Source organism: Flammeovirga pacifica (genome assembly GCF_000807855.2).
GTDB classification, from domain to species: domain Bacteria; phylum Bacteroidota; class Bacteroidia; order Cytophagales; family Flammeovirgaceae; genus Flammeovirga; species Flammeovirga pacifica.
Genome location: NZ_JRYR02000002.1, coordinates 1,033,152 through 1,054,367 on the forward strand (window position 1 = coordinate 1,033,152; position 21,216 = coordinate 1,054,367).

Sequence of the window (21,216 nt, forward strand, 5' to 3'; positions counted from 1 at the left end):
TTAAAGAAAGACTTATGCAAATTGAATTTCGTGTGGATACCATAGATGGTTTCCTACCTCTGCTCGCAGAACAATTGAATGTAAACTTTAAGGGTAATCAGTTTGATCTTCCAAGCCAATTGGGACGAGGCACCTTTATTCAGCAAGTAATTAATGATGATATTTTACTGGTGCTTTATCAGTTGCAATTAGATCAAGAAATTAATATTGTTCGTCATGCAAGTAAGAATCTAGATGTTCTTCCTATCACATTTTGGTTATCAAATAATGGAATTCAACAAGAATTAAATGCGGAGCATAAAGTAGTAGGAATGAGTTCTGACCATGCTATCTTTTTCCCGTCCAATCAAGTCGAAACTAAATATCAATTTCCTAAAAATGAGCAAATAGAGAATCTGACCATTTTCATTCATAAAAGTTGGTTGAAAACGTTAGTACCAGAAAATAATGATTACATCAATACCATTATTTTAAATCAGGATAACTTCTTTTTATACGAAACTCCCACATTAGAAATTATTGATAAGCTTAGGGAAGTAAAAGATTGTATGATATCACCTTCGACCAAATCTACTTCAAAATTACAATTGTATAGTTTATCTTTTCAACTACTTACACTTTTCTTCCAACAAGTTGAAAAAAGAGATCTAAGTGGTAAGCATCAGTTGATTAACTCTACCGATATTGCATTAATTTTTAAAGTAAAAGACACAATAGAATTGAATTATAAGAACATTCCAAAAGTATCTTCTTTAGCACAATCTATTGGTATGAACCTACGGAAAATGCAAACTCTCTTCAAACAGATATTCGGATTTAGTATTTATCAATTTGGGTTATCAATTAGAATGATGGAAGCCAAAAAACTATTACTATTACCTCAACATAATGTTGCTGAAGTCGGACATTTAGTCGGCTATTCTAATTTAAGCCATTTTACAGAACAGTTTAAAAAGTTTTACGGAATTACTCCAAAAGCATTTCAAAAACAAAACTAAGATCCATTCATATTTACCTTTTTCGGTTATTTTTAATCTTAATAAGGTTATTTTAACCCGGTAAACTACCTCACCTTTGTAATATCAAAATAACAATTTGAGCTAAAAATCATGCTCGTCGCATTAATACTGATATTACAAATAGGTCGAATTATGAAAAAACTAATCACATTTATATTTTTCTCATTACTTATAATAAGTTACCAAATAGTCAAAGCACAAGAAGATGAGTTACCAAAAAATTGGACAGAATTTAATGGTAAAATAGGCAGGACATTTACAGAGTCTGAAGAAGATTACCCTCAACCAATACAACCGTCTAAAGAGGCTCCAAATATAATTTTAGTAATATTGGATGACGTTGGATTTGGACAAACCAGTACATTTGGTGGCCCTATTGCCACACCGGCATTAGACGAAGTCGCGGAAGAGGGAATCTCCTACACACAATTTCATACCACTGGCGTATGTAGTGCCACTAGAGCCGCAATGCTTACAGGTAGAAATCATCATCAAACTGGATTTGGTACTATCTCAGAAATGTCTACAGGCTTTCCAGGGTACAATAGTATTTGGGAACAAGATGCCGCAAGTATTGCTGAAGTGCTTAAAGCAAATGGCTATAATACGGCAGCATGGGGCAAATGGCATAATACCCCAGATTGGGAAACCAATCAAACAGGCCCTTTTGACCGATGGCCCACTGGACTTGGTTTCGAATATTTCTATGGTTTTATAGGAGGAGAAACAAGTCAATACGAACCTCAATTGTATAAAAACACATTAGCTGTTGAGCCTACTTTAAAACCAGAAGATGGGTATCACTTAACAGAAGATTTATCGAAGGATGCCATAAAATGGATACAACAACAAAAATCTTTAAATCCTGACAAACCGTATTTCGCATATTTTTCTACAGGTGCTATACACGCTCCTATCCATGTTCAGAAAGAATGGATTGTAAAATATAAAGGCAAGTTTGATGATGGTTGGGATGCAATGAGAGAGAAAACCATCGAACGTCAGAAAAAAATGGGTATTGTACCTCAAGAGACTCAGCTGACTGAACGTCCTGAAGATATTGAAACTTGGGAAGAGCAATCAGAAGATGAAAAGAAGTTATATGCTCGTCAGATGGAAGTTGTTGCTGGATACCTTGCACACACAGACCATTATGTAGGTGAACTTTTAAAAGCAGCCAAGGGTCTACCCGGTGGAGAAAACACTATGGTGATTTATGTTGTAGGTGATAACGGTGCAAGTGGTGAAGGCACACCAATGGGAACCATCAATAATATGATGGTACAAAATGGCTTTCCTGATAACTTAGAAGAGCAATTAAAAGTGATGGATGAGTTGGGAAGTAAAGATTTTGAAAACCATTATGCAGTGCCTTGGGCATGGGCTGGATGTGCTCCGTTTCAATGGATGAAAAGAGTACCATCACACTTTGGAGGTACAAGAAACGGACTTGTTATTTCTTGGCCTGAGAAAATAAAATCAAAAGGAGAAAAGCGTACACAATTTCATCATGTCGTTGATATCGCTCCTACCATTTATGAGGCAGCTGATATTCAATTCCCTAAAAAAGTAAATGGTGCCACTCAAATTCCTTTAGCAGGTACTTCTATGTCTTATTCTTTTGAGGATGCAGAAAAAGAAAGTACAAGAAAGACACAGTACTTTGAGGTAGGTGGGCATCATGCCATTTATCACGAGGGTTGGGTAGCCTCCGCTTTTCATGGAGTGCCATGGAAGTTTACAGGATCAGTGGGTTTTGATAGCGTTCATTGGGAGTTGTACAATGTAGAAGAAGACTTTTCTCAAGCCAATGATTTAGCCGAAAAGCATCCAGAAAAATTAAAAGAGATGATTGAGATTTTTGATCAAGAGGCTAAAAAATATAATGTTTACCCTCTAGACGATCGATATGCAGAAAGAGCATTAAATCCATTAAGACCTTCCATTACAAGAGGTAAAAAGCACTTCAAATATTATCAAGGCACAACTAGGATTCCGGAAGGTGGTACGCCTCCTGTTTATTCTAAGAGTCATAGTATAAAATCAAAAGTAGAGTTTAAAAACGGAGATGAAGGGGTGATTGTCGCTGTCGGTGGTAATGTAGCCGGATACAGTATGTATATCAAAGACAATGCACTGCATTATACCTACAACTTCTTTAATAGAGAGCGATATAATATCACTTCTAGTATTCCTCTTAAGGAAGGAGAGAATGAGATTGAATTAATATACATGCAAGAATCCGATGCTTGGGGCGGAGGAGGAACTGCACAATTATACATCAACCAACAATGTGTTGGAGAAACTAAAATCAATAAAACAGTACCTATACGTTTTGCGGTAACCGAGACCACAGATATAGGTATGGACTTAGGTTCAACAGTAAGCGAGGATTATATTGGACCATTCAAATACACTAGCAAAATCCACTATGTGGAATATATTATTAGGTAATTCAATTAAATTGATCACCGTAATGCAATTTGTATTACGGTGATTTTTATTTCTTATTCATCATAAAACCCTTCCTTTTTATTATCTTAGATTTTTACTTACAAATAGTCCAAGAATAATCTATACCAAATCTAACTACTATTTGATAAGTTAGTAACCATCGAATCCATTCGATTTTTTTATGACTAACGACAACAAAATACAGCAACTCGAATTTAAAATAAATCAATTAGCGACTAAACAAGAAACATTTAATCGTGAAATAAATGATTTAAAATTCGAATTAAAAGCTCTAAAAAGTAACCTTCAACCCACTACGGAAAAGGGAATAACTCCTCCTGTTACGGAAAAGAAGCAAGAAGATATTTTTCAAGAGATCTTGGACATGGATGTGAAGCCAAAAGCGGAACAACCTGTTGTAGCTGCCACTTCGACTAAAAAGGTAGTGAAGGAGAAAAAACCAAGAGAAAAATCTGACTTTGAAAGATTTATTGGAGAGAACCTCATCAATAAAATCGGTATCCTTATTACCATTATTGGTGTGGCTATTGGTGCCAAATACTCTATTGATAATAATCTTATTAGTCCACTGACTAGAATAATTCTAGGATATATGACTGCCTTAGGGTTAATGGGCTTTGGGATGAAGTTGAAAAAGAATTATCTCAACTTTAGTGCGGTCTTAGTCAGTGGTGCAATGGCCATTATGTATTTCATTACTTTTGCCGCCTACAGTTTTTATGACTTAATTCCACAAATGGTCACTTTTGCTTTAATGCTATTATTTACTGTATTCACAGTGGTTGCTGCATTAAATTATAATAAACAAGTTATTGCCATCATTGGATTAGTGGGTGCGTATGCCTTGCCTTATTTATTAAGTAGCGGTACAGGAAATGTCTCTATTTTATTCTCTTATATTGCCATGATCAATATTGGGATTTTGGTGATATCCTTCAAAAAGTTATGGAAACTTCTGTACTACACCACCTTCTTTTTAACGAACTTGATATTTAGTACATGGTATGCATTTGCTTATAGCAGTTCTAAAGATTTCGGTATTGCCTTCCTGTTCTTATTTGTCTTTTTCGTTATTTTCTATGTGACTTCCCTTGCTTATAAATTAATCAACAAGGAAAAATTAGAGAAAGTAAATATCACTATTTTATTAAGTAATGCGTTTATCTTTTTTGGAATTGGCTTGAGCTTATTAGATGGTAATCGTGCAACATCAGATTATTTAGGCGTCTTTACCCTATTTAATGCATTATTACATGCTTCTGTGGCATTCTATATTTATAAAAAGCAATATGTAGAAAAGTCACTACTTAAGTTAATAGCTGGTTTAGTTTTGATTTTTGCTACCATTACATTCCCTATTCAATTGGATGGAGAATGGGTTACTTTATTCTGGACAGGTGAAGCTGTTCTTTTATTTTGGTTGGGTAGAAAAATGCAAATTTCTTACTTAGAGAAGTTTTCTCATCCTCTCATTTTCTTATCATTTATTAGTTTGATAATGGATTGGGACGATTCTTATTTAGGTTGGAATCAATCTTTTACTCAGTTTATCAATATTCACTTTTTCACCAATTTGTTCTTTGTCATATGCTTTGGGTTTATGACTTATTTGATGAAATCACAGAGCAAAACTACTCTTACAGAGAAAGCATTTTTAAATAAAATAATTTCGAATGTGATCCCTGGGTTTACGCTATTTGTATTGTTCTTTACTTTTTCTTTAGAATTGAATTATTATTTTGATCTTCAGTATTCGGCTTCTTCTATTAAATTGCCTGCTGAAGAAAATATGTCTTGGAAACCTTCTGTACACAACCACAACATCAGAACACTTGCTGGAGTTTGGAATTATATTTATACTTTCCTTTTCTTATCAGTTTTAAGTCTACTGAATAGTTACAAACTTAAAGACAAAAAGTTAAGTCGTGTTTCTTTAGTGCTTATTGGTTTTAGTATCATCTCTTTCCTATTCCATGGTTTATACATAATCAGTGAATTAAGAGAAAATTATATCCTTAGAGAAGAATCAGAGTATTACATTATTTCTAATTTTAATATTGTCATACGTTATATTTCATTTGTATTTTTAGGATTAATACTCTTTGCAGGTCATCAATTACTGATAAAAGGGTTATTCTCTGAAAAAATGAAGCTTTTCGGAAATGCTTTTCTTCATGTCACCATTTTGTGGATACTTAGTAGTGAATTGATTCACTGGATGGACTTAGCAGAATCTACTCAATCGTATAAACTAGGGTTAAGTATTCTGTGGGGAGTATATGCACTATTCTTAATTAGTTTAGGTATTGGAAGAAATCAAAAACACCTTCGATTAGGAGCTATGTTTTTATTCGGTTTCACCCTTTTAAAACTTTTCTTCTACGATATCATTCATCTAGATACCATTGCTAAGACCATTGTATTTGTGTCTTTAGGTATTTTACTTTTGATCATCTCATTCTTGTACAACAAATTCAAACATAAAATAACTGATGAAAACCCTTCATAAAACCATAGCTATTCTATTGTATATCATCAGTTTCTTTGGTTACAGTCAGACGGTTGATCAATTTGATTATAAAAGTGATTTGAATGGTATCCAAGATCAATGGCATACCATAGAATTGACAGATCATATCATTGGTCAATGCAATCAGAGATTATCTGATATAAGAGTGTTTGGTATTACCGCCTCGAACGATACTATTATCGCACCCTATATTTTAGACTTTCAGCCTAAAAAAGTAACCACAAAAGAGGTAGAATTTAAGCAGATCAACTCTGTACAAAATAGTAAAGGGTATTACTATACTTTTGCATTATCTAATCAAGAAGCTATCAATCAAATTCAATTGGTTTTTGGCATAGATAATTTTGATTGGAAAGTAGCTTTAGAAGGAAGTCAAAATCAGAAAGAATGGTATACTATTGTAAAAGATTATCGATTGTTATCCATCAAAAATGATCATATGGATTATCAATTTACAGACTTAAATTTCCCTTCTTCTAATTACCCTTATTTCCGATTAAAAATTGAAAGTAAAGAGAAGCCTCAACTTACTTCAGCTAAAATCACTCAAAAGATAGTAGATGAAGGGAATATCAAGAACTATACGCCTCAGCATTTTCAAGTCAATGAAATTAAAAAGCAAAATACCTCTGAGATTGAAGTTGATTTTGGTAAAAAAGTGAGGATTAATCATCTTAAATTCACTTTCAATAATACTTTTGATTTTTACAGAAATGCATCCATTAAATATTTAGCTGATAGTGTTAAAACAGAAAAAGGTTGGAAATACTCTTACGTTAGATTAAAAAACTACACTTTTAATTCTGTAGATAAAAATGAGGTAAACTTCAAAAGTACTACGATTCAGAAATTAAAAATTGAGATCTACAATAGACAAAATCAACCTTTGACTATCGGAAGTATTCAAGCAGAAGGAAATCGATATTCCTTACTTACTCGCTTTACAGAAGAGGCCAAGTATTTTATCGCTTACGATGGACTTAAGGTCTATGCAGTAGATTATGATATCAAACATTTTAGGAAGAATATTCCTGAAAACTTATCAAAATTAACGCTAAGTACTCCTATCAAAATTAAGAAAGTAGAAAAGGAAAAAGAAGCCCCTCTATTTGAAAATGAAATGTGGCTTTGGGCAATCATGCTTATTATGGTTGTTGTTTTGGGAGGCTTTGCAGTAAAAATGATGAAAGCAGAGTAATTCTGTTTAAAAAGCAAAAGGTTGCCTCATTAATACATGGGGCAACCTTTGTTATTTATATAAATGATAGTTTAAAATAATCTATCCACTTAATTATTTTTGAATATATACGATAAGTGATTTTGCACCATGTGCTCCTTTCACTAAAGATTGTTCAATATCAGCTGTTTTTGATGGACCTGAAATGAAAACACCATACCCATGATCTTGTGGTTTGATATAAGTATAGGCTTCATGCATGTTCCAAACTATTTTGTGATAAGGCAACACAATCAATAAATGAGAGGCAATGGCGGTTAAAGATCGGTGTTTTAAATCCTCTCCATTCACCCAAATAGCTCCATTTTCTGCCACTCCTAATTGACCTTCTATCACTGATAAGTTCAAATTGGCCATCTCATCCTTATTTACTGTTAGATCATCTGCACCTAAATCAGGAATAGAAGAATAGACCTTGCCATCTTGTTGTTTTTCTTTAATGATATCCTTTAATTGATCGTCATTATCACTAACAATCACTTCTACCCCAAGGGTATTTAGCATCTCAAAAAAGAACGCATGTTTATCTTCAGAAAGGCCTTCAAAAATGGGTGTAATAGGAAGTTCTTTAGAAGGTAAATTGATTCCTTCAATGGCTGATAATATTTTCTCTCTACTTGTCATTTTTCTTCTCATTTTTTTTGAACCAATCATCAAAAGTTTCAGTCGGAACAGGAAGTTCTCTATCAATACCCCAAGCATTCAAACCATTATAGATAAAAGCACGAGGTCCTTTCAAAAAGATATTTCCCACCTTTCCCATCAAATTAAAAAGAGAAGGGCTTCCCATAGCTTTACCTGCGAATTTCATCCCTACTTGTTTCGATTTTTCATAGTTAGTTTCTTTCATCACCAACTGTCTCCACTTATAAAGCTGAGTATGAATATCAATTTTCACAGGACAAACATCACTACATGAGCCACATAACGTAGAGGCAAATGGTAATGAACTATGTTTCTTCAAGTCTTTTCCTGGAGAGAGTATCGCGCCAATAGGACCAGGAATAGTATAGGTATAACTATGTCCTCCACTTCTTCGGTAGATAGGGCAAGTGTTCATACAAGCACCACAACGAATACAGTTTAAAGACTTTCTAAAATCTTCGCGCCCAAGTTGTTCGGTACGACCGTTATCTACCAAGACAATATGTAATTCTTTTCCTTCTGCTGGACGGTGGAAATGTGAACTATAGGTAGTAATTGCCTGTCCTGTAGCACTTCTTGCTAACAATCTCAGGAAAACGCCTAAATGTTCCACCTTTGGAATTAGCTTTTCGATACCCATACAAGCAATGTGTACCGGAGCAAGATTGGCTCCCATATCTACATTTCCTTCATTGGTACACACTACAAAGCCACCTGTTTCTGCAACCGCAAAATTGACTCCTGTAATGGCCGCATCAGCATTCAAGAATTTCTCTCTTAAATGTGTTCTTGCAGCTCTTGTTAAGTAGGTAGGATCAGAGGCTCCTTTTTCGGTATTCAAGTGTTCATGAAACAACTCACCTACTTCTTCTTTTTTCTTGTGTATGGCAGGCAATACAATATGACTAGGATGCTCATTGGCCAATTGTACAATTCGCTCACCTAAATCTGTATCTACTACCTCAATACCTCTATCGTTTAGGAAAGGGTTTAAACCACATTCCTCCGTAAGCATCGATTTACTTTTAACGACATTCTTTACCTTATGTTTTTCTAAGATAGAATGCACAATTTGATTGTGTTCTGCTGCATCTTTTGCCCAATGTACATGAACGCCATTGGCTTTAGCATTTTCTTCAAACTGTTCTAAATATTTATTTAAATGAGATAATGAATGTGCTTTTACCTGAGAAGCAATTTCTCTTAATTCTTCCCATTCTGGAATAGAATGAGCCGATATATCTCTTTTTTCTCGAACGAACCAAAGTGCCTTATCATGCCAAGTTACACGATCAGGATTTTTATTAAATTCCTTTGCCCCTTCTTGATGTGTTTTATATTGCGTCGACATGATGTTGTTTTTCGTTGGAAGCTAATGTTGAATTCGAAGCTAAAATTTCAGCAAGGTGAATTACTTTGATCGGTAATTTTTGACGTTGGATAATTCCATCCAAGTGCATCAAACAAGACATATCGCCAGAGGTAATATATTCTGCTCCCGATTGTATGTAATCGTTAATTCTGTCTTTACCCATTCTTACTGATACATCTGGCTGGGCAACACTAAACGTACCACCAAAACCACAACATTCATCTGCTCTTTGAGGCTGAACTAAAGTTACATTTTGAACTTGCTTGATCAGCTCATCTTGCTTAGAAGGGTTACAAGTCACTCTTTCAGAACACTGTCCTAAACGCATTCCTCTTAAACCATGACAAGATTTATGTATCGCAACTTTATGAGGAAAACTACCTATAAGGTTTTCTTCGTTCACCACATCAAAAAGAAACTCTGTTAAGTCAAATACCTTGTCAAGAATAGGTTTCATGTTAGGATATAACTTCTCACCATGTTCCCTGATGTGCAATACACAACTGGCAGAAGGACCTACAACATAATCGTAGGATTTAAAATTGTCGTAAAAAACTTTTAAAGCATCTACCCCATCTTTTTCACAACCTGCATTAGCCATTGGCTGACCGCAGCATGTTTGTCCTGATGGATAGCCTACTTCACCATATTTTTGTAATAGTTGTAACGTAGCTTTTCCCACTTCGGGGTAAAACTGATTTACATAACAGGGAATAAATAAACCAATTTTCATAAGTAATAATTTAAAGTTAGTGTACGAAAAAGTATTGCCTACAACATTCTGCAAGCAATACTTTTACTAGATAATTAATTGAAAATAAATAATGAGTCACACTACATATTATCTTCTATTGACTACTTTGGCCTTTTTGTAATAACCGTTTTGTAGTAACTCTTCATCAGACCAGTTTGCACGCTTGTCGTACATTCCTAATTTCTGACGAATAGCAATCATATCTTTTGCTTTATCAAGACCTACACAAGAAATTTCTGGGCTAACTACTGTAGCTACCATCACTGTTTGACAGATAGCTTCAACGTTTTCCATTTTCCAGTAAGCGTCTTCTAAATGACTACCCCACACAATCACACCATGATTTTCCATCAATACTGCTTGGTGATCGATAGCTGTTTCACCGATAACTTCTGCGTTTTCTGGAGAACCTGGAGTTTCATATTTTGCCAATCCCATTTGACCTAAGAAGATATCCGCTTCAGGAATAACCCCTGTTGGAGGTACAATAGAGGCAATTGCAAATGCAGTACCGTGAGGAGGGTGTGCGTGAACACAAGCCTTAGCCGATGGCATTCTTCTCATAATAGCCAAGTGCGTTAAAGCTTCTGATGTTCTTGGTCTAAAACCAGCCTTTTGATTACCGTCTAAATCAATTAAACAGATATCTTTTGGCTTCATTAAACCTTTAGAGATCAAAGTAGGAGTACAAAGTACTAAGTTATCACCTACACGTACCGTAATGTTACCACCGTTACCGTCTGTGTAACCTCTTTCCCATAGTCTTCTACCCACAGAACAGATATCTTTTCTAAGCTTTTTGATCGCTTTAGATTTGTAGAATAATTCTACTTCAGTTCTTGTTACTGGGTCTTGACCTTTTTCCCAGTCAAATTCCAATTTTGGTAATTCAGGAGTGATCTTCCAGTTAGATTCTGACTTCTCCTTCTTATTAATTTTTTTCGCTTTAATTGGTGATGTTGCGTTCATTTCTTTATATGTTTATTTTTTTCATTTCTTAATTAAATATCACATTACAAACATAAAAGATCTCATTTCTAATAGTATCCTTGGGTTTCCTGATGTATATACAGGAAACCACAGGAAATTAACCTGAAACTATAATTGTAGATTGCACACATATCCTGAAATGGAACATCCAAAAAAAATAACATTACAATTATAATATAACACTATGACAGATTTTGCAACATCAGTTGGAACAGAAGTAAAAACGTACCAACAATTTATCGCAGGTTCTTTTTCTAGTACTACAGAACATATTGAAGTACTTAACCCATGTACAGAAGAAATCATCGCTTTAGCACCAAGAGGAACTAAAGATGATGCTGACAGAGCTGTATCTGCAGCAAAAGCTGCTCAAACAGATTGGGGTTTACTACCTGCTGTTGAAAGAGCTGAATATTTAAAGAAAATGGCTCAAGTCATTAGAGAAAACCGTGTTTTTCTTGCAGAAACACTATCTACTGAACAAGCTAAAGTAATGGGATTGGCGCAAGTTGAAATTGATGTCACTGCTGTTTATTTTGATTACTATGCGGGTATGGCTCGTACTTACGAAGGTGAAGTAATTAATAGTGATCGCCCAGGTGAGCAAATGATGTTACACAAATTACCTATCGGTATTGCTGTAGGTATTTGTCCTTGGAACTTCCCATTCTTTGTAATGGCACGTAAAATTGCTCCATCTTTATTAACAGGTAATGCTTGTGTTGTAAAGGTGAGTGAGGAAACTCCAATGGTATGTCTTGAATTTGCTCGATTAATCGAAAATATTGGTTTACCTGCTGGTATTCTAAGTATCGTAACTGGCTACGGACATGAAATCGGACAAGCTTTATCTGAAAATCCTGATGTAGGTATTATCAGTTTAACTGGTTCTGTTGGTGCAGGACATAAAGTGATGGAAGCTGCAGCGAAAAATATCACTAAAGTTTCTCTAGAATTAGGAGGTAAAGCACCTGCTATTGTTTGTAAAGATGCTGATTTAGATTTAGCTGTAAAAGCAATTGTTTCTTCAAGAATCATCTACAGTGGTCAAGTTTGTAACTGTGCGGAGAGAGTATATGTAGAAGAAGAAGTATATGATGAATTCATGACTAAACTTCTACCTGCAATGAAAGCAGTACGTGTTGGTGACGCAAGAACTGACGATAAAGCAGATATGAGTGCTCAGATTAATAAAACACAATTAATGAAAGTAGATAGCATGGTAAAACGTGCCGTTGAACAAGGTGGTGAAGTTTTATTAGGTGGCCGTGCTTCTCAGAAGTTTAATAAAGGATATTATTATGAGCCAACAGTAATTGCTAATGTTGAGCAACATCACGAGATCATGCAAGACGAGACATTTGGTCCTGTTCTTCCTGTAATGAAAGTTTCATCATTTGATCAAGCTATAGATTATGCCAACGATAGTGATTATGGTTTGACATCTTCTATTTACACAAATAATATCAACAATATATTAAGAGCTACAAAAGAGCTTCTTTTTGGAGAAACTTATGTTAACCGTGAGAACTTTGAAGCTATTCAAGGATTCCACGCTGGATTCAGAAAATCTGGTATCGGTGGAGCTGATGGTAAGCATGGTTTAGAGGAGTACTTACAAACTAAAGTAATGTACATCCAACAAAACTAAAATTTGTAATTTAGTATAAACGAATATATTTTTAAAAGGTCAAGTATTTCACTTGGCCTTTTTTAATGACTTTATTAAAAAAAGAGCAAACTAAAACAGGTACCAAACAAAAGTTTGATACCTGAGAATTAAATTATAAGGTGTAAACACCGTATTCACCTTAGGCTTCTGCCAATTCAAAATTTAACACCGCGTCTTCTATAATATCCATACATTTCTCAATTTGCTTTTCTGTAATCACCAATGGTGGTGCAAAACGAATAATGTTTCCATGAGTTGGTTTCGCTAGAAGCCCATTTTTCATTAATTCGTAACAAATTAAAGTGGCTGTAGAACTATCTTCAGAATCGTTGACCAATAATGCATTCAACAAACCTTTTCCTCGAACACCAATTAATAAATCTGTTTTATCACATAATTGACTCATTCTTTCTCTAAAGATTTTACCCAATACATAGGCATTTTCGGTCAATTTTTCATCAATAAGCACATCCAAAGCTTCCATCATAACAGCACAACCTAATGGATTTCCTCCATAAGTAGAACCGTGTTGCCCTGGTTGGAATACATCCATCACTTCAGAAGAAGTTAATACAGCAGATACAGGATAAAAACCACCTGAAATGGCTTTTCCTAAAATGATCATATCAGGTTTTATTTCCTCATAATCAGAAGCTAATAGTTTCCCTGTTCTACCTACACCTGTTTGTACTTCATCAACCATAAACAATACATTATAACGGTGACAAAGTTCTTGGGCTTTTCTTAAATATCCTTCTTCAGGAAGATAAACACCTGCTTCTCCTTGTATAGGTTCCATCCACAAACCGGCTACATTAGGATTTTGAAGTACCTCTTCTAAAGCCTCTAAATCATTATAAGGCACAATCTCAAATCCTGGCATAAATGGGCCAAAATTAGTGGTAGCCACAGGGTCAGTTGATACAGAAATAATGGTAGTTGTACGACCGTGGAAGTTTTTCTCTACGCCTACAATCACGGCTTCATTTATAGGAATTCCTTTCTTTTCATATCCCCATTTTCTGGCTAATTTAATGGCTGTTTCATTTCCCTCAGCACCTGTATTCATTAATATAGCACGTTCATAACCAAATAGATCACATAACTTTTTCTCTGCCAAACCTAATTTGTCTGAGTAGAATGCTCTTGATGTTAACGTTAGATTAGATGCTTGTTTAATCATTACGTTTAATATTCTAGGATGTACGTGTCCTTGGTTTACAGCACTATATGCAGAAAGAAAATCATAATACCTTCTTCCTTCAACATCCCAAACATACACCCCGTTTCCTCTTTCTAATACTACAGGCAATGGAGCGTAATTATTAGCACCATATTTCTTTTCAAGTTTGATCGCTTCTTGCGAATAAAATTTCATCATGATTTTCTATTGATTAGATGTGAGATTAAAGTTTAAAACTCTTCAAACCAGTTTAGCATTTAATAAAAAACTGTATGCGATTGGATTCACTAAACAAGTAAGAAGAGTTATATCTTTAATTAATTTTTGATGATCTTTTGAATAGATTCATTGCCTCCTTCAATTATTCTGAGGTAATATAATCCACTTTTAAGATCTGATATGTTTATTGTATTTGTGTTTTTCCTTTTTAGTTCTCTACCTAATGCATCGGTGACTATCAAAGTTACTTCTTCTGAAGTAGGATAGTAAAGTTGACCTTCTGTTGGATTTGGATAGGCCAAACTTCCATGATCTAAATTGACAATCCCTCCTTGTCTTTGTGATGAACTATTCGAGATAACAACTGTGTAATCTTCTACTTCACCATAATCTAAAACATCGCATGGATATGGGTAGCCATCAGAAGCATATTGCATTGAAACCCTCATTCTAGTGGCTCCTAACACTGCATTATTGGGTACTGTAAAACTTGATGTAAAAGAACGTCTTGTCTGTTTGTAAAGAACTTCTTCACTGTTTTCATCAAATACACCGTCTTGATTATAATCTATCCAAACGACAACTCTTTCTCTTGAAGAAGTATTCGGATCTAAAAAGAAAGTATGATTACCGCCTTGGTTCAAATTAAAACTAACAGAAGTATAATCTCCATATCCGTTATCGTTTCCAGAGAAAGAGTAATTACCATCGATCCCAATTTCATCAATAAATTCATAAGAAGTTGAGTTGGCATTTGAGCTACAATATTGTAATCCACCATTTGTGGATGCTGATTGTATTGGCGAATAACTACTCTGATCTGAACCACATATACTTCTAATTCTAAATTCATAAGAAGTTGAAGCCTGTAACCCGCTTATAGTAGTTGATGTTGTACCAAGAGTAAGGGTCGTCCATGAACTTGTTCCGGCCTCTCTGTAACGTAACTTATAATCATTGGCTCCTGTGTTATTCCAACTCAAAGAAATTGTATTAGAAGTACTCGTTCCAATGCTTAAAGTTGGAGTATCGCATGTGGCTGGTGGGGTTCCTCCACCACTACAAGAAGGGGGGGTTGCACCAATAGAAGCACCACTCCCATTAGTGTAATTAAATCCCGTATAACCATTATTTGTATACATATTTAACCATCCACCACCTGACGCTGTTTTCCAATCGTTTAAATTAAATGAGTTGCCATTTCCGTTGACCGAACCTTGAATAACATATGCCTTTACTGCTTCCCCATTTTTATTCCAAACCAAAGGTTGACCTGAAGAAATAGTTTCAGGAGTGGCACAATTCCCTACCATAAAATAAGCTTTTGTAGGATATTGTGATTGTCCACCATCACCAAAAACTTTGGCATTACCAGTAGCATCTATACAAACAAAAGTGGCTTCATCACAGGCAATTGCATAACGTTGTTGATCATTTTGGTCACTAATTGTTCTTGCTAACATACCAAAAGCACGACCATATCGATTTTCATTTCCTGTACCATGGGTTCTATCCAAATGTGTATCAGTTATGACTTTATTTAGGAAGGGATTTTGGAGAAAGTCATTATAAAAGAAAGAGTTAACAGTATACGAATGAAAGGGATTGTTCAGAATTTCTGACGTAAGAACTCCTGATGAACTTGGTGCATAATACGCACCACCCATAATTGCCATACCTGCTGACGTACCTCCAATGGGTACTTTCTTTACATTAATCAAATAATTAATTGCTTCTGCCACAGCAGTTCCTTTCCAAAGATCCATGTATTCTCTTTGATCACCTCCTGCAATAAATAATGCCTCAGCATCTCTGATATACTGAGCTACCGTAGCATTATTTGCTCCATTCACAGTGGTTATAGATAACTCTGCAGCTGAACTGATTGAGTTATTAAAGTTACTCCACACCCAGGAAGCTTGATTACCAACTGCATCAGTACGAAGAACTAAATAATCTCCTCCACCAGATTGGTTAAGAAACCATTGGGTTGCATTTACCTCACCATCTCCTCCAACTTCTGCTCCACCTACTAGCATTGTTGCTTGTTGATTGTTGGTGTTTCCATGCCCATTCCAGGTACCTCCTTCTAAAGAGAAGTTATACCCTTGCCCAAAAGATAGTGATGTAAAAAGAATGAATAAGACTACCAAACTAGCCTTTACGTAAAAGTAATTGTTAATTTTCATCATTGTAATATTTAAGTGTTGAGACAATCCTAGGGGCATCGTTCTCGTAGTAACATGTCCCATTTGCCCTAGAGAACTTCGCCCCAGAACTGTCTTGTTGTTGTAAAAGAATGACTTCTCCTCCCCCTTAAAAATGAATTTAAAGGTGAATTAAAATCAATTCTATCATCGAAAAGATGCTTATTTATAGTTAGTATGTGTATGTTGTAATCTTAAATATCTTCTTGATTATAATAGATTAAAGTAGAGCGGTCCAACTAATAAAATTCCTGCGGCAAACATTAATAAAAGTAATAATGGTGCCATCCATTTTACCCAGACATTATACGGTATTTTTGCTATTGATAGGACACCCATGGTTACTCCACTTGTAGGGATAATTAAGTTTGTTAAACCATCTCCAAATTGGAATGCTAAAACAGCCACTTGTCTTGAGATACCTAATAAATCACTTAAAGGTGCCATAATTGGCATAGTTAAGGCAGCTTGACCAGACCCAGAGGGTAATACCGTATTTAAAATACTTTGAAAGGCAAACATTGCTTCTGCTGCGGCAAACTTCGGAAGTCCATCTAAAAGACCTGTTATTGAATACAAAATAGTATCAATAATCTTTCCTTCAGTTGCAACAATCAAAATACCTTTACAAGAGGCAATAACTAAAGCTGCAGTCATCATTTCTTTTGCTCCTTTTATAAAACTCTCACTCATTTTATTTGCTGAAGTTCCACAAATAATTGAAGCTATGAATCCGATAACAAAGAATAAAGCACCTATTTCAGTCATATACCACCCAAAATTGGTTACCCCGATTACAAGGACAATAATGCCCAAAAATAAGAGTGCTACTACCGTTCCTTTTTTTCTATTAAAAGGAATGACTTTTTCTTGTAAGTCTACTTCTTTTTCTTGCTTTGGCTGTAAATCATCCTTTTGTTTACCCTCAATTTTTGATACATAATACATAATATATATCATTCCAATAAGGGTAAACACACACCAAACAAAAATTCTATATTCCCATCCTGAAAACAAAGGTATTTCTGCAATTCCTTGAGCAATTCCGATAGTAAACGGATTACTGATTGCTCCAGCAAAACCAACCCCTGCCCCTACAAAAGGAATGGCTACGCCGACTATAGTATCGAGTTTCATCGCTTTTGCCATAGGGATAGTAATCAAAATAAAAATCAGGACTTCTTCAGACATCCCAAAAGTAGCCCCAGCTACCGAGAAACAAATAAAGATAAAAGGAATAAGCATCTTTTTATACGCTTTCTTTTTGTTACTCCAAAGTACTAACTTATGTAATCCGGCTTCTATCGCAGTGGTTTGTGTAAGCATTCCGAAAGCTCCACCTACTATGAAAATAAAGGCAATAATTTCTGCTGCTGAAACAAACCCATCAATAGGTGCAGTAAAAAAAGAAGCGATACTTTGTGGCTGTGCCTCTACCACTTGATAAGTATTTGGAATCAGTAAATTACGACCTTCTACCATCTCTCTTTGATATTCCCCTGCAGATATAATCCATGTTAACCCTATAAAAAAAGCGAGAATAGTTGATGAAATTACTAAAGTATCTGGTAGCTTCCTCATGACAATATTACTTGAAAATAGCGATGTTTAATTTTTCGTCATCAGATGATGTCCAACCTCTATACATTCCTTCTGAGTTAAAAGATAGTTCAATATTTCCTTGATGATCAATGGCTATGACACCACCTTCACCTTGCATATCTACTAGTTTTCTATGGACTACAATATCAGTAGCTTCTTTTAGCTTTCGCTGTCCGAATTCCATATGTGCGGCTATATCTCTTGCCACTGTCGCTTTTAAGAAAAACTCACCGTAACCTGTACAAGAAACAGCACAACTTTCGTTGTTAGCATACGTTCCTGAACCAATCACAGAACTATCCCCTAAACGTCCAAATCTTTTGTTTACTAAACCACCTGTAGAAGTAGCTGCAGCTAAATTACCTTCTTGATCCAAAGCTACAGCACCAACAGTTCCAAACTTACGCTCTCCATCATGATCTACCAGCATTTGATTCGTTTCTCTCGCCAATAACCATTGCTTATGTCGAGACTCTGTAAAGAAATAATCGTCTTCTACTTCTTCCATTTTATAATCTCTAGCATAATCTAATGCTCCTTGCCCATGTAAGAACACAAAATTTTCATCATCATGAATCTTTTTGGCCAGTTGAATTGGGTTCTTAATCCCTCTGATTCCAGCAACTGCACCTGCTTCTAAAGATTTCCCTGACATAATAGATGCTTCCATTTCAAAAGTGCCATCATGTGCCATTACCGCACCTTTACCTGCATTAAATAATGGGCAATCTTCTAAAGCTGATACTGCAATTTCTACCGCGTCTACTGCTGACCCTCCTTCCTTTAGACACTTTTTAGCTTCATATAAAACTCCTTGTAGTGCTTGATTAATTTCTACTTCTTTCTCTGGAGTAATTTCAGAAGGCAATAGTGTTCCTGCCCCTCCGTGTATTGCTAGAGCAAATTTATTTTTCATGAAACTCTTTCTTATAATTTTATTTTATCACCACTTTTTAAAATGCTTACGCTGATTTTCTCAGTGCTGAATTTTGTATCTTTTGAATCTATTTTCTTCGGCTTTTCCACCAATATCACTTGACTTACACCTACTACCTCAAAGGTATTTTGATGTACTAAAATAGCCGTAGATTCATCGATACCAATACCTAACATTTTAGGATGTTCAATCACTGCTGTAAACAGACGATTGTACCTACTTCTTTGAATAAAATGTTGATCAATAATCACATTTTTCATCATTCCTAAACCTTTGCCATATATCAAATTATTCTTTTCTATTGATCTGCCAGTGTCGTCATAATCAGGATAATTTCTTTCATCTCCAGTGATCATTAATTCACTCATCACAGCGGCTCCAGCACTTGTACCAGCGATCATTCCTCCTTTGTCAAAACATTGATGAATGGCTTCGTAAATACCTGTTTGTTCAATACGTTTCATAAAACGATTTTGATCTCCCCCAGTGATGTAAATCAAAGAGGCATTTCGAATGGAATCCAAGGCTGTAGCTGAAGGTGGTTGTTCCGTTGTATAAAACATAGAGGACACATTCTTAAAACCAAGTTCTTTAAACTGAAGAACTCCATAATAACTTGATGTATCAGGCTCTCCGCTCGACATAGAAAGTACAATTCCGTAACCTTCCTTTAACTTCGCTTCTTCTGTCATTCTCTTGATCAAAGCTGGTGGGCGTTTCCCTCCTCCTATGATAAAAAGTTTCCCTTGCCCGAAGGAAGACATTGATATCAAACCTATGATAAAAAGTAAGAATTGATGTTTTTTAATCATTTTATAGTCTTGTTTTATGGAAGTGCAAACATTTTGGTTTTCTTATCACTCCTATAAAATCAAAATGAAATTGATCTATAGAAATAAGAACTAGTCTCTAAATTTTGATAGAGAATGAGATGGTCTACTACATTAATTCAACTCCCTTACTATTATTATGTAGAGTTATGTTGATAAATATGATTTGTGAGACAATCTCATTCTCATCTATTTTATTCTGTTTAGGAACTCACCATAAATAGTGAATTAATATAAACCTAACCCTAAAGCGTATGGTCTTAGAATTGGAGTACCGTCAACAGATGGAGCATTAGTGATGTCTAATATTACTTCTATTTCTGTACCGTCAAGGTTAGCAGAATAGATTTTACCATCAGTTCCATCATCACTATCACCTCTATCAGTCCAATAAATTTTTTCTGTTATTGGATCTACAATCGTACCCCAAACGAAATTTGATGGGTAATCTACAAATTCATTTTTCGCCTCAGAAGCTATATCATAAATAGTACCTTTTGATGTACTATAATCAAAGTAGAATAATTTCCCATCTAAGTAAGAAACATCTCCGGCGTCTACACCTTCAGCTATTTCTTCTAAACCAGTACCATCTAAATTTACTTTATAGATACCACCGCTGTAATCATACGCATCATTTACAAAATAGATTACTTGGTTTTCTGCATCATATGTTAAACCTAAAGGAAGAGAACCTTCTAAGAAACCAGTATCAGTAGTAAATTCAACAAAAGCTTTTAAATCAGACCCGTCTAAAGCAGAAGTATAAATTCCTCCTTCAGCACCCCAATATAATCTACCTTCAATAATTTTAACTCCTGCAGGGTAATACATCATATGTTCTTTATCACCTAAATCAGCTACATTTAAAAGTACAGATTTTGTTCCATTCACTAAAGCATCATATTGATACATCAATTCAGCATCCTGATCAACAACATAAATATTTTCGTTCTCTAAATCAGTAACTATACCATAAGGTTTTACGTGGTTTTCTCCAAAAGATTGGATTGTTGGTGTTTCTGCACCATCCAATACAATCATATGAATCATACCTGTTGCTCTATCTGTATAATATAGCGTAGGTTTTTTACCTCCAAGAGGATCTTTGATTATGATTGTTTGTTTTGTAGAATCTACTCTATTGTCATCTGCTTTTGCAATTAGAGTTACTTCATAAGTACCAAAATCTTCGTAAGTAAATTCTGGATTCTCATCTGTTGAAGTGGCATTTTCGATACCAAAATCCCATTTATAAGTGGTTGCAGCAATAGAAGTATTTGTAAAAGTTACTGTTGCTGGTGCAACACTCTCATTAGATACTTCATAATCAAATTTAGCGACAACACTAGCTAATGCAGGTACTTCATCATCTTCTGAACACCCTGTAAATAATAGTACAGAAAGTGGCAAAATTGCCAATAAGTACTTAAGAATTAAGTTAGAATAAGCTTTCATAGTTTATAATTAATTTTTGAATTTGATGAACATCTATTGAAATAAGTGATTGCAATACATTCCATCGATATAGGGAATACTCATCA

15 protein-coding genes are annotated in these 21,216 nt (G+C 35.0%); 5 read left to right on the forward strand and 10 right to left on the reverse strand.

The features are described from left to right. Nucleotides 1–14: 14 nt before the first annotated feature. The 4 genes from NH26_RS23000 (at nucleotide 15) to NH26_RS23015 (ending at nucleotide 7,222) form a co-directional block, all read left to right on the forward strand. Nucleotides 15–998, forward strand: a complete 984-nt coding sequence (locus NH26_RS23000) for a helix-turn-helix domain-containing protein (RefSeq protein WP_044227629.1) — start codon at nucleotides 15–17, stop codon at nucleotides 996–998. 153 nt (nucleotides 999–1,151) lie between these two features. Further along, a complete protein-coding gene (locus NH26_RS23005; protein WP_052432239.1) occupies nucleotides 1,152–3,473 on the forward strand; it encodes an arylsulfatase in 2,322 nt (773 codons plus the stop codon). Between the two features lie 181 nt (nucleotides 3,474–3,654). Then, complete coding sequence (locus tag NH26_RS23010; RefSeq protein WP_044227632.1) at nucleotides 3,655–6,003, forward strand: DUF2339 domain-containing protein; 2,349 nt, start codon at nucleotides 3,655–3,657, stop codon at nucleotides 6,001–6,003. Beyond that, nucleotides 5,987–7,222, forward strand: a complete 1,236-nt coding sequence (locus tag NH26_RS23015) for a DUF3999 family protein (RefSeq protein WP_044227635.1) — start codon at nucleotides 5,987–5,989, stop codon at nucleotides 7,220–7,222. The genes NH26_RS23010 and NH26_RS23015 overlap by 17 nt, the downstream gene beginning before the upstream one ends. A 93-nt stretch (nucleotides 7,223–7,315) precedes the next feature. On the opposite strand, the gene NH26_RS23020 is transcribed toward NH26_RS23015, so the two are convergent. From NH26_RS23020 to NH26_RS23035, 4 genes are all read right to left on the reverse strand, one after another. After that, on the reverse strand, nucleotides 7,316–7,897 hold the full coding sequence (locus tag NH26_RS23020) for a LutC/YkgG family protein (protein ID WP_158022018.1): 582 nt from the start codon (nucleotides 7,895–7,897) through the stop codon (nucleotides 7,316–7,318). Then, nucleotides 7,875–9,257: a lactate utilization protein B gene (locus NH26_RS23025; protein ID WP_044227638.1), complete on the reverse strand. Its 1,383-nt coding sequence runs from the start codon at nucleotides 9,255–9,257 to the stop codon at nucleotides 7,875–7,877. The genes NH26_RS23020 and NH26_RS23025 overlap by 23 nt, the downstream gene beginning before the upstream one ends. Then, on the reverse strand, nucleotides 9,241–10,011 hold the full coding sequence (locus NH26_RS23030) for a (Fe-S)-binding protein (RefSeq protein ID WP_044227641.1): 771 nt from the start codon (nucleotides 10,009–10,011) through the stop codon (nucleotides 9,241–9,243). Before NH26_RS23030 ends, NH26_RS23025 begins: the two co-directional genes overlap by 17 nt. A gap of 108 nt (nucleotides 10,012–10,119) precedes the next feature. After that, a complete protein-coding gene (locus NH26_RS23035; protein WP_084812349.1) occupies nucleotides 10,120–11,001 on the reverse strand; it encodes a class II aldolase/adducin family protein in 882 nt (293 codons plus the stop codon). 205 nt (nucleotides 11,002–11,206) lie between these two features. Between NH26_RS23035 and aldA the strand changes: the two genes are divergently transcribed. After that, complete coding sequence (gene aldA / locus NH26_RS23040) at nucleotides 11,207–12,673, forward strand: aldehyde dehydrogenase (protein WP_044227644.1); 1,467 nt, start codon at nucleotides 11,207–11,209, stop codon at nucleotides 12,671–12,673. Nucleotides 12,674–12,833: 160 nt separating this feature from the next. Here aldA and rocD read toward each other — a convergent pair whose 3' ends face one another. The 6 genes from rocD to NH26_RS23070 form a co-directional block, all read right to left on the reverse strand. Beyond that, the gene (gene rocD, locus NH26_RS23045) at nucleotides 12,834–14,072 is read right to left on the reverse strand and encodes an ornithine--oxo-acid transaminase (protein WP_242427367.1); all 1,239 of its coding nucleotides are present in this window, start codon (nucleotides 14,070–14,072) and stop codon (nucleotides 12,834–12,836) included. 122 nt (nucleotides 14,073–14,194) lie between these two features. Continuing rightward, nucleotides 14,195–16,285 (reverse strand): GEVED domain-containing protein, encoded by a 2,091-nt coding sequence (locus NH26_RS23050; protein ID WP_139263255.1) that lies wholly within the window; start codon nucleotides 16,283–16,285, stop codon nucleotides 14,195–14,197. A gap of 228 nt (nucleotides 16,286–16,513) precedes the next feature. After that, on the reverse strand, nucleotides 16,514–17,884 hold the full coding sequence (locus NH26_RS23055) for a YfcC family protein (protein ID WP_044227650.1): 1,371 nt from the start codon (nucleotides 17,882–17,884) through the stop codon (nucleotides 16,514–16,516). Nucleotides 17,885–17,891: 7 nt separating this feature from the next. After that, nucleotides 17,892–18,821: an isoaspartyl peptidase/L-asparaginase family protein gene (locus NH26_RS23060; RefSeq protein ID WP_044227653.1), complete on the reverse strand. Its 930-nt coding sequence runs from the start codon at nucleotides 18,819–18,821 to the stop codon at nucleotides 17,892–17,894. Nucleotides 18,822–18,832: 11 nt separating this feature from the next. Then, a complete protein-coding gene (locus NH26_RS23065) occupies nucleotides 18,833–19,654 on the reverse strand; it encodes a cyanophycinase (protein WP_044227656.1) in 822 nt (273 codons plus the stop codon). A 246-nt stretch (nucleotides 19,655–19,900) separates the two neighbouring features. Beyond that, the gene (locus tag NH26_RS23070; protein WP_044227657.1) at nucleotides 19,901–21,130 is read right to left on the reverse strand and encodes a PKD domain-containing protein; all 1,230 of its coding nucleotides are present in this window, start codon (nucleotides 21,128–21,130) and stop codon (nucleotides 19,901–19,903) included. Between the last annotated feature and the right edge of the window lie 86 nt (nucleotides 21,131–21,216).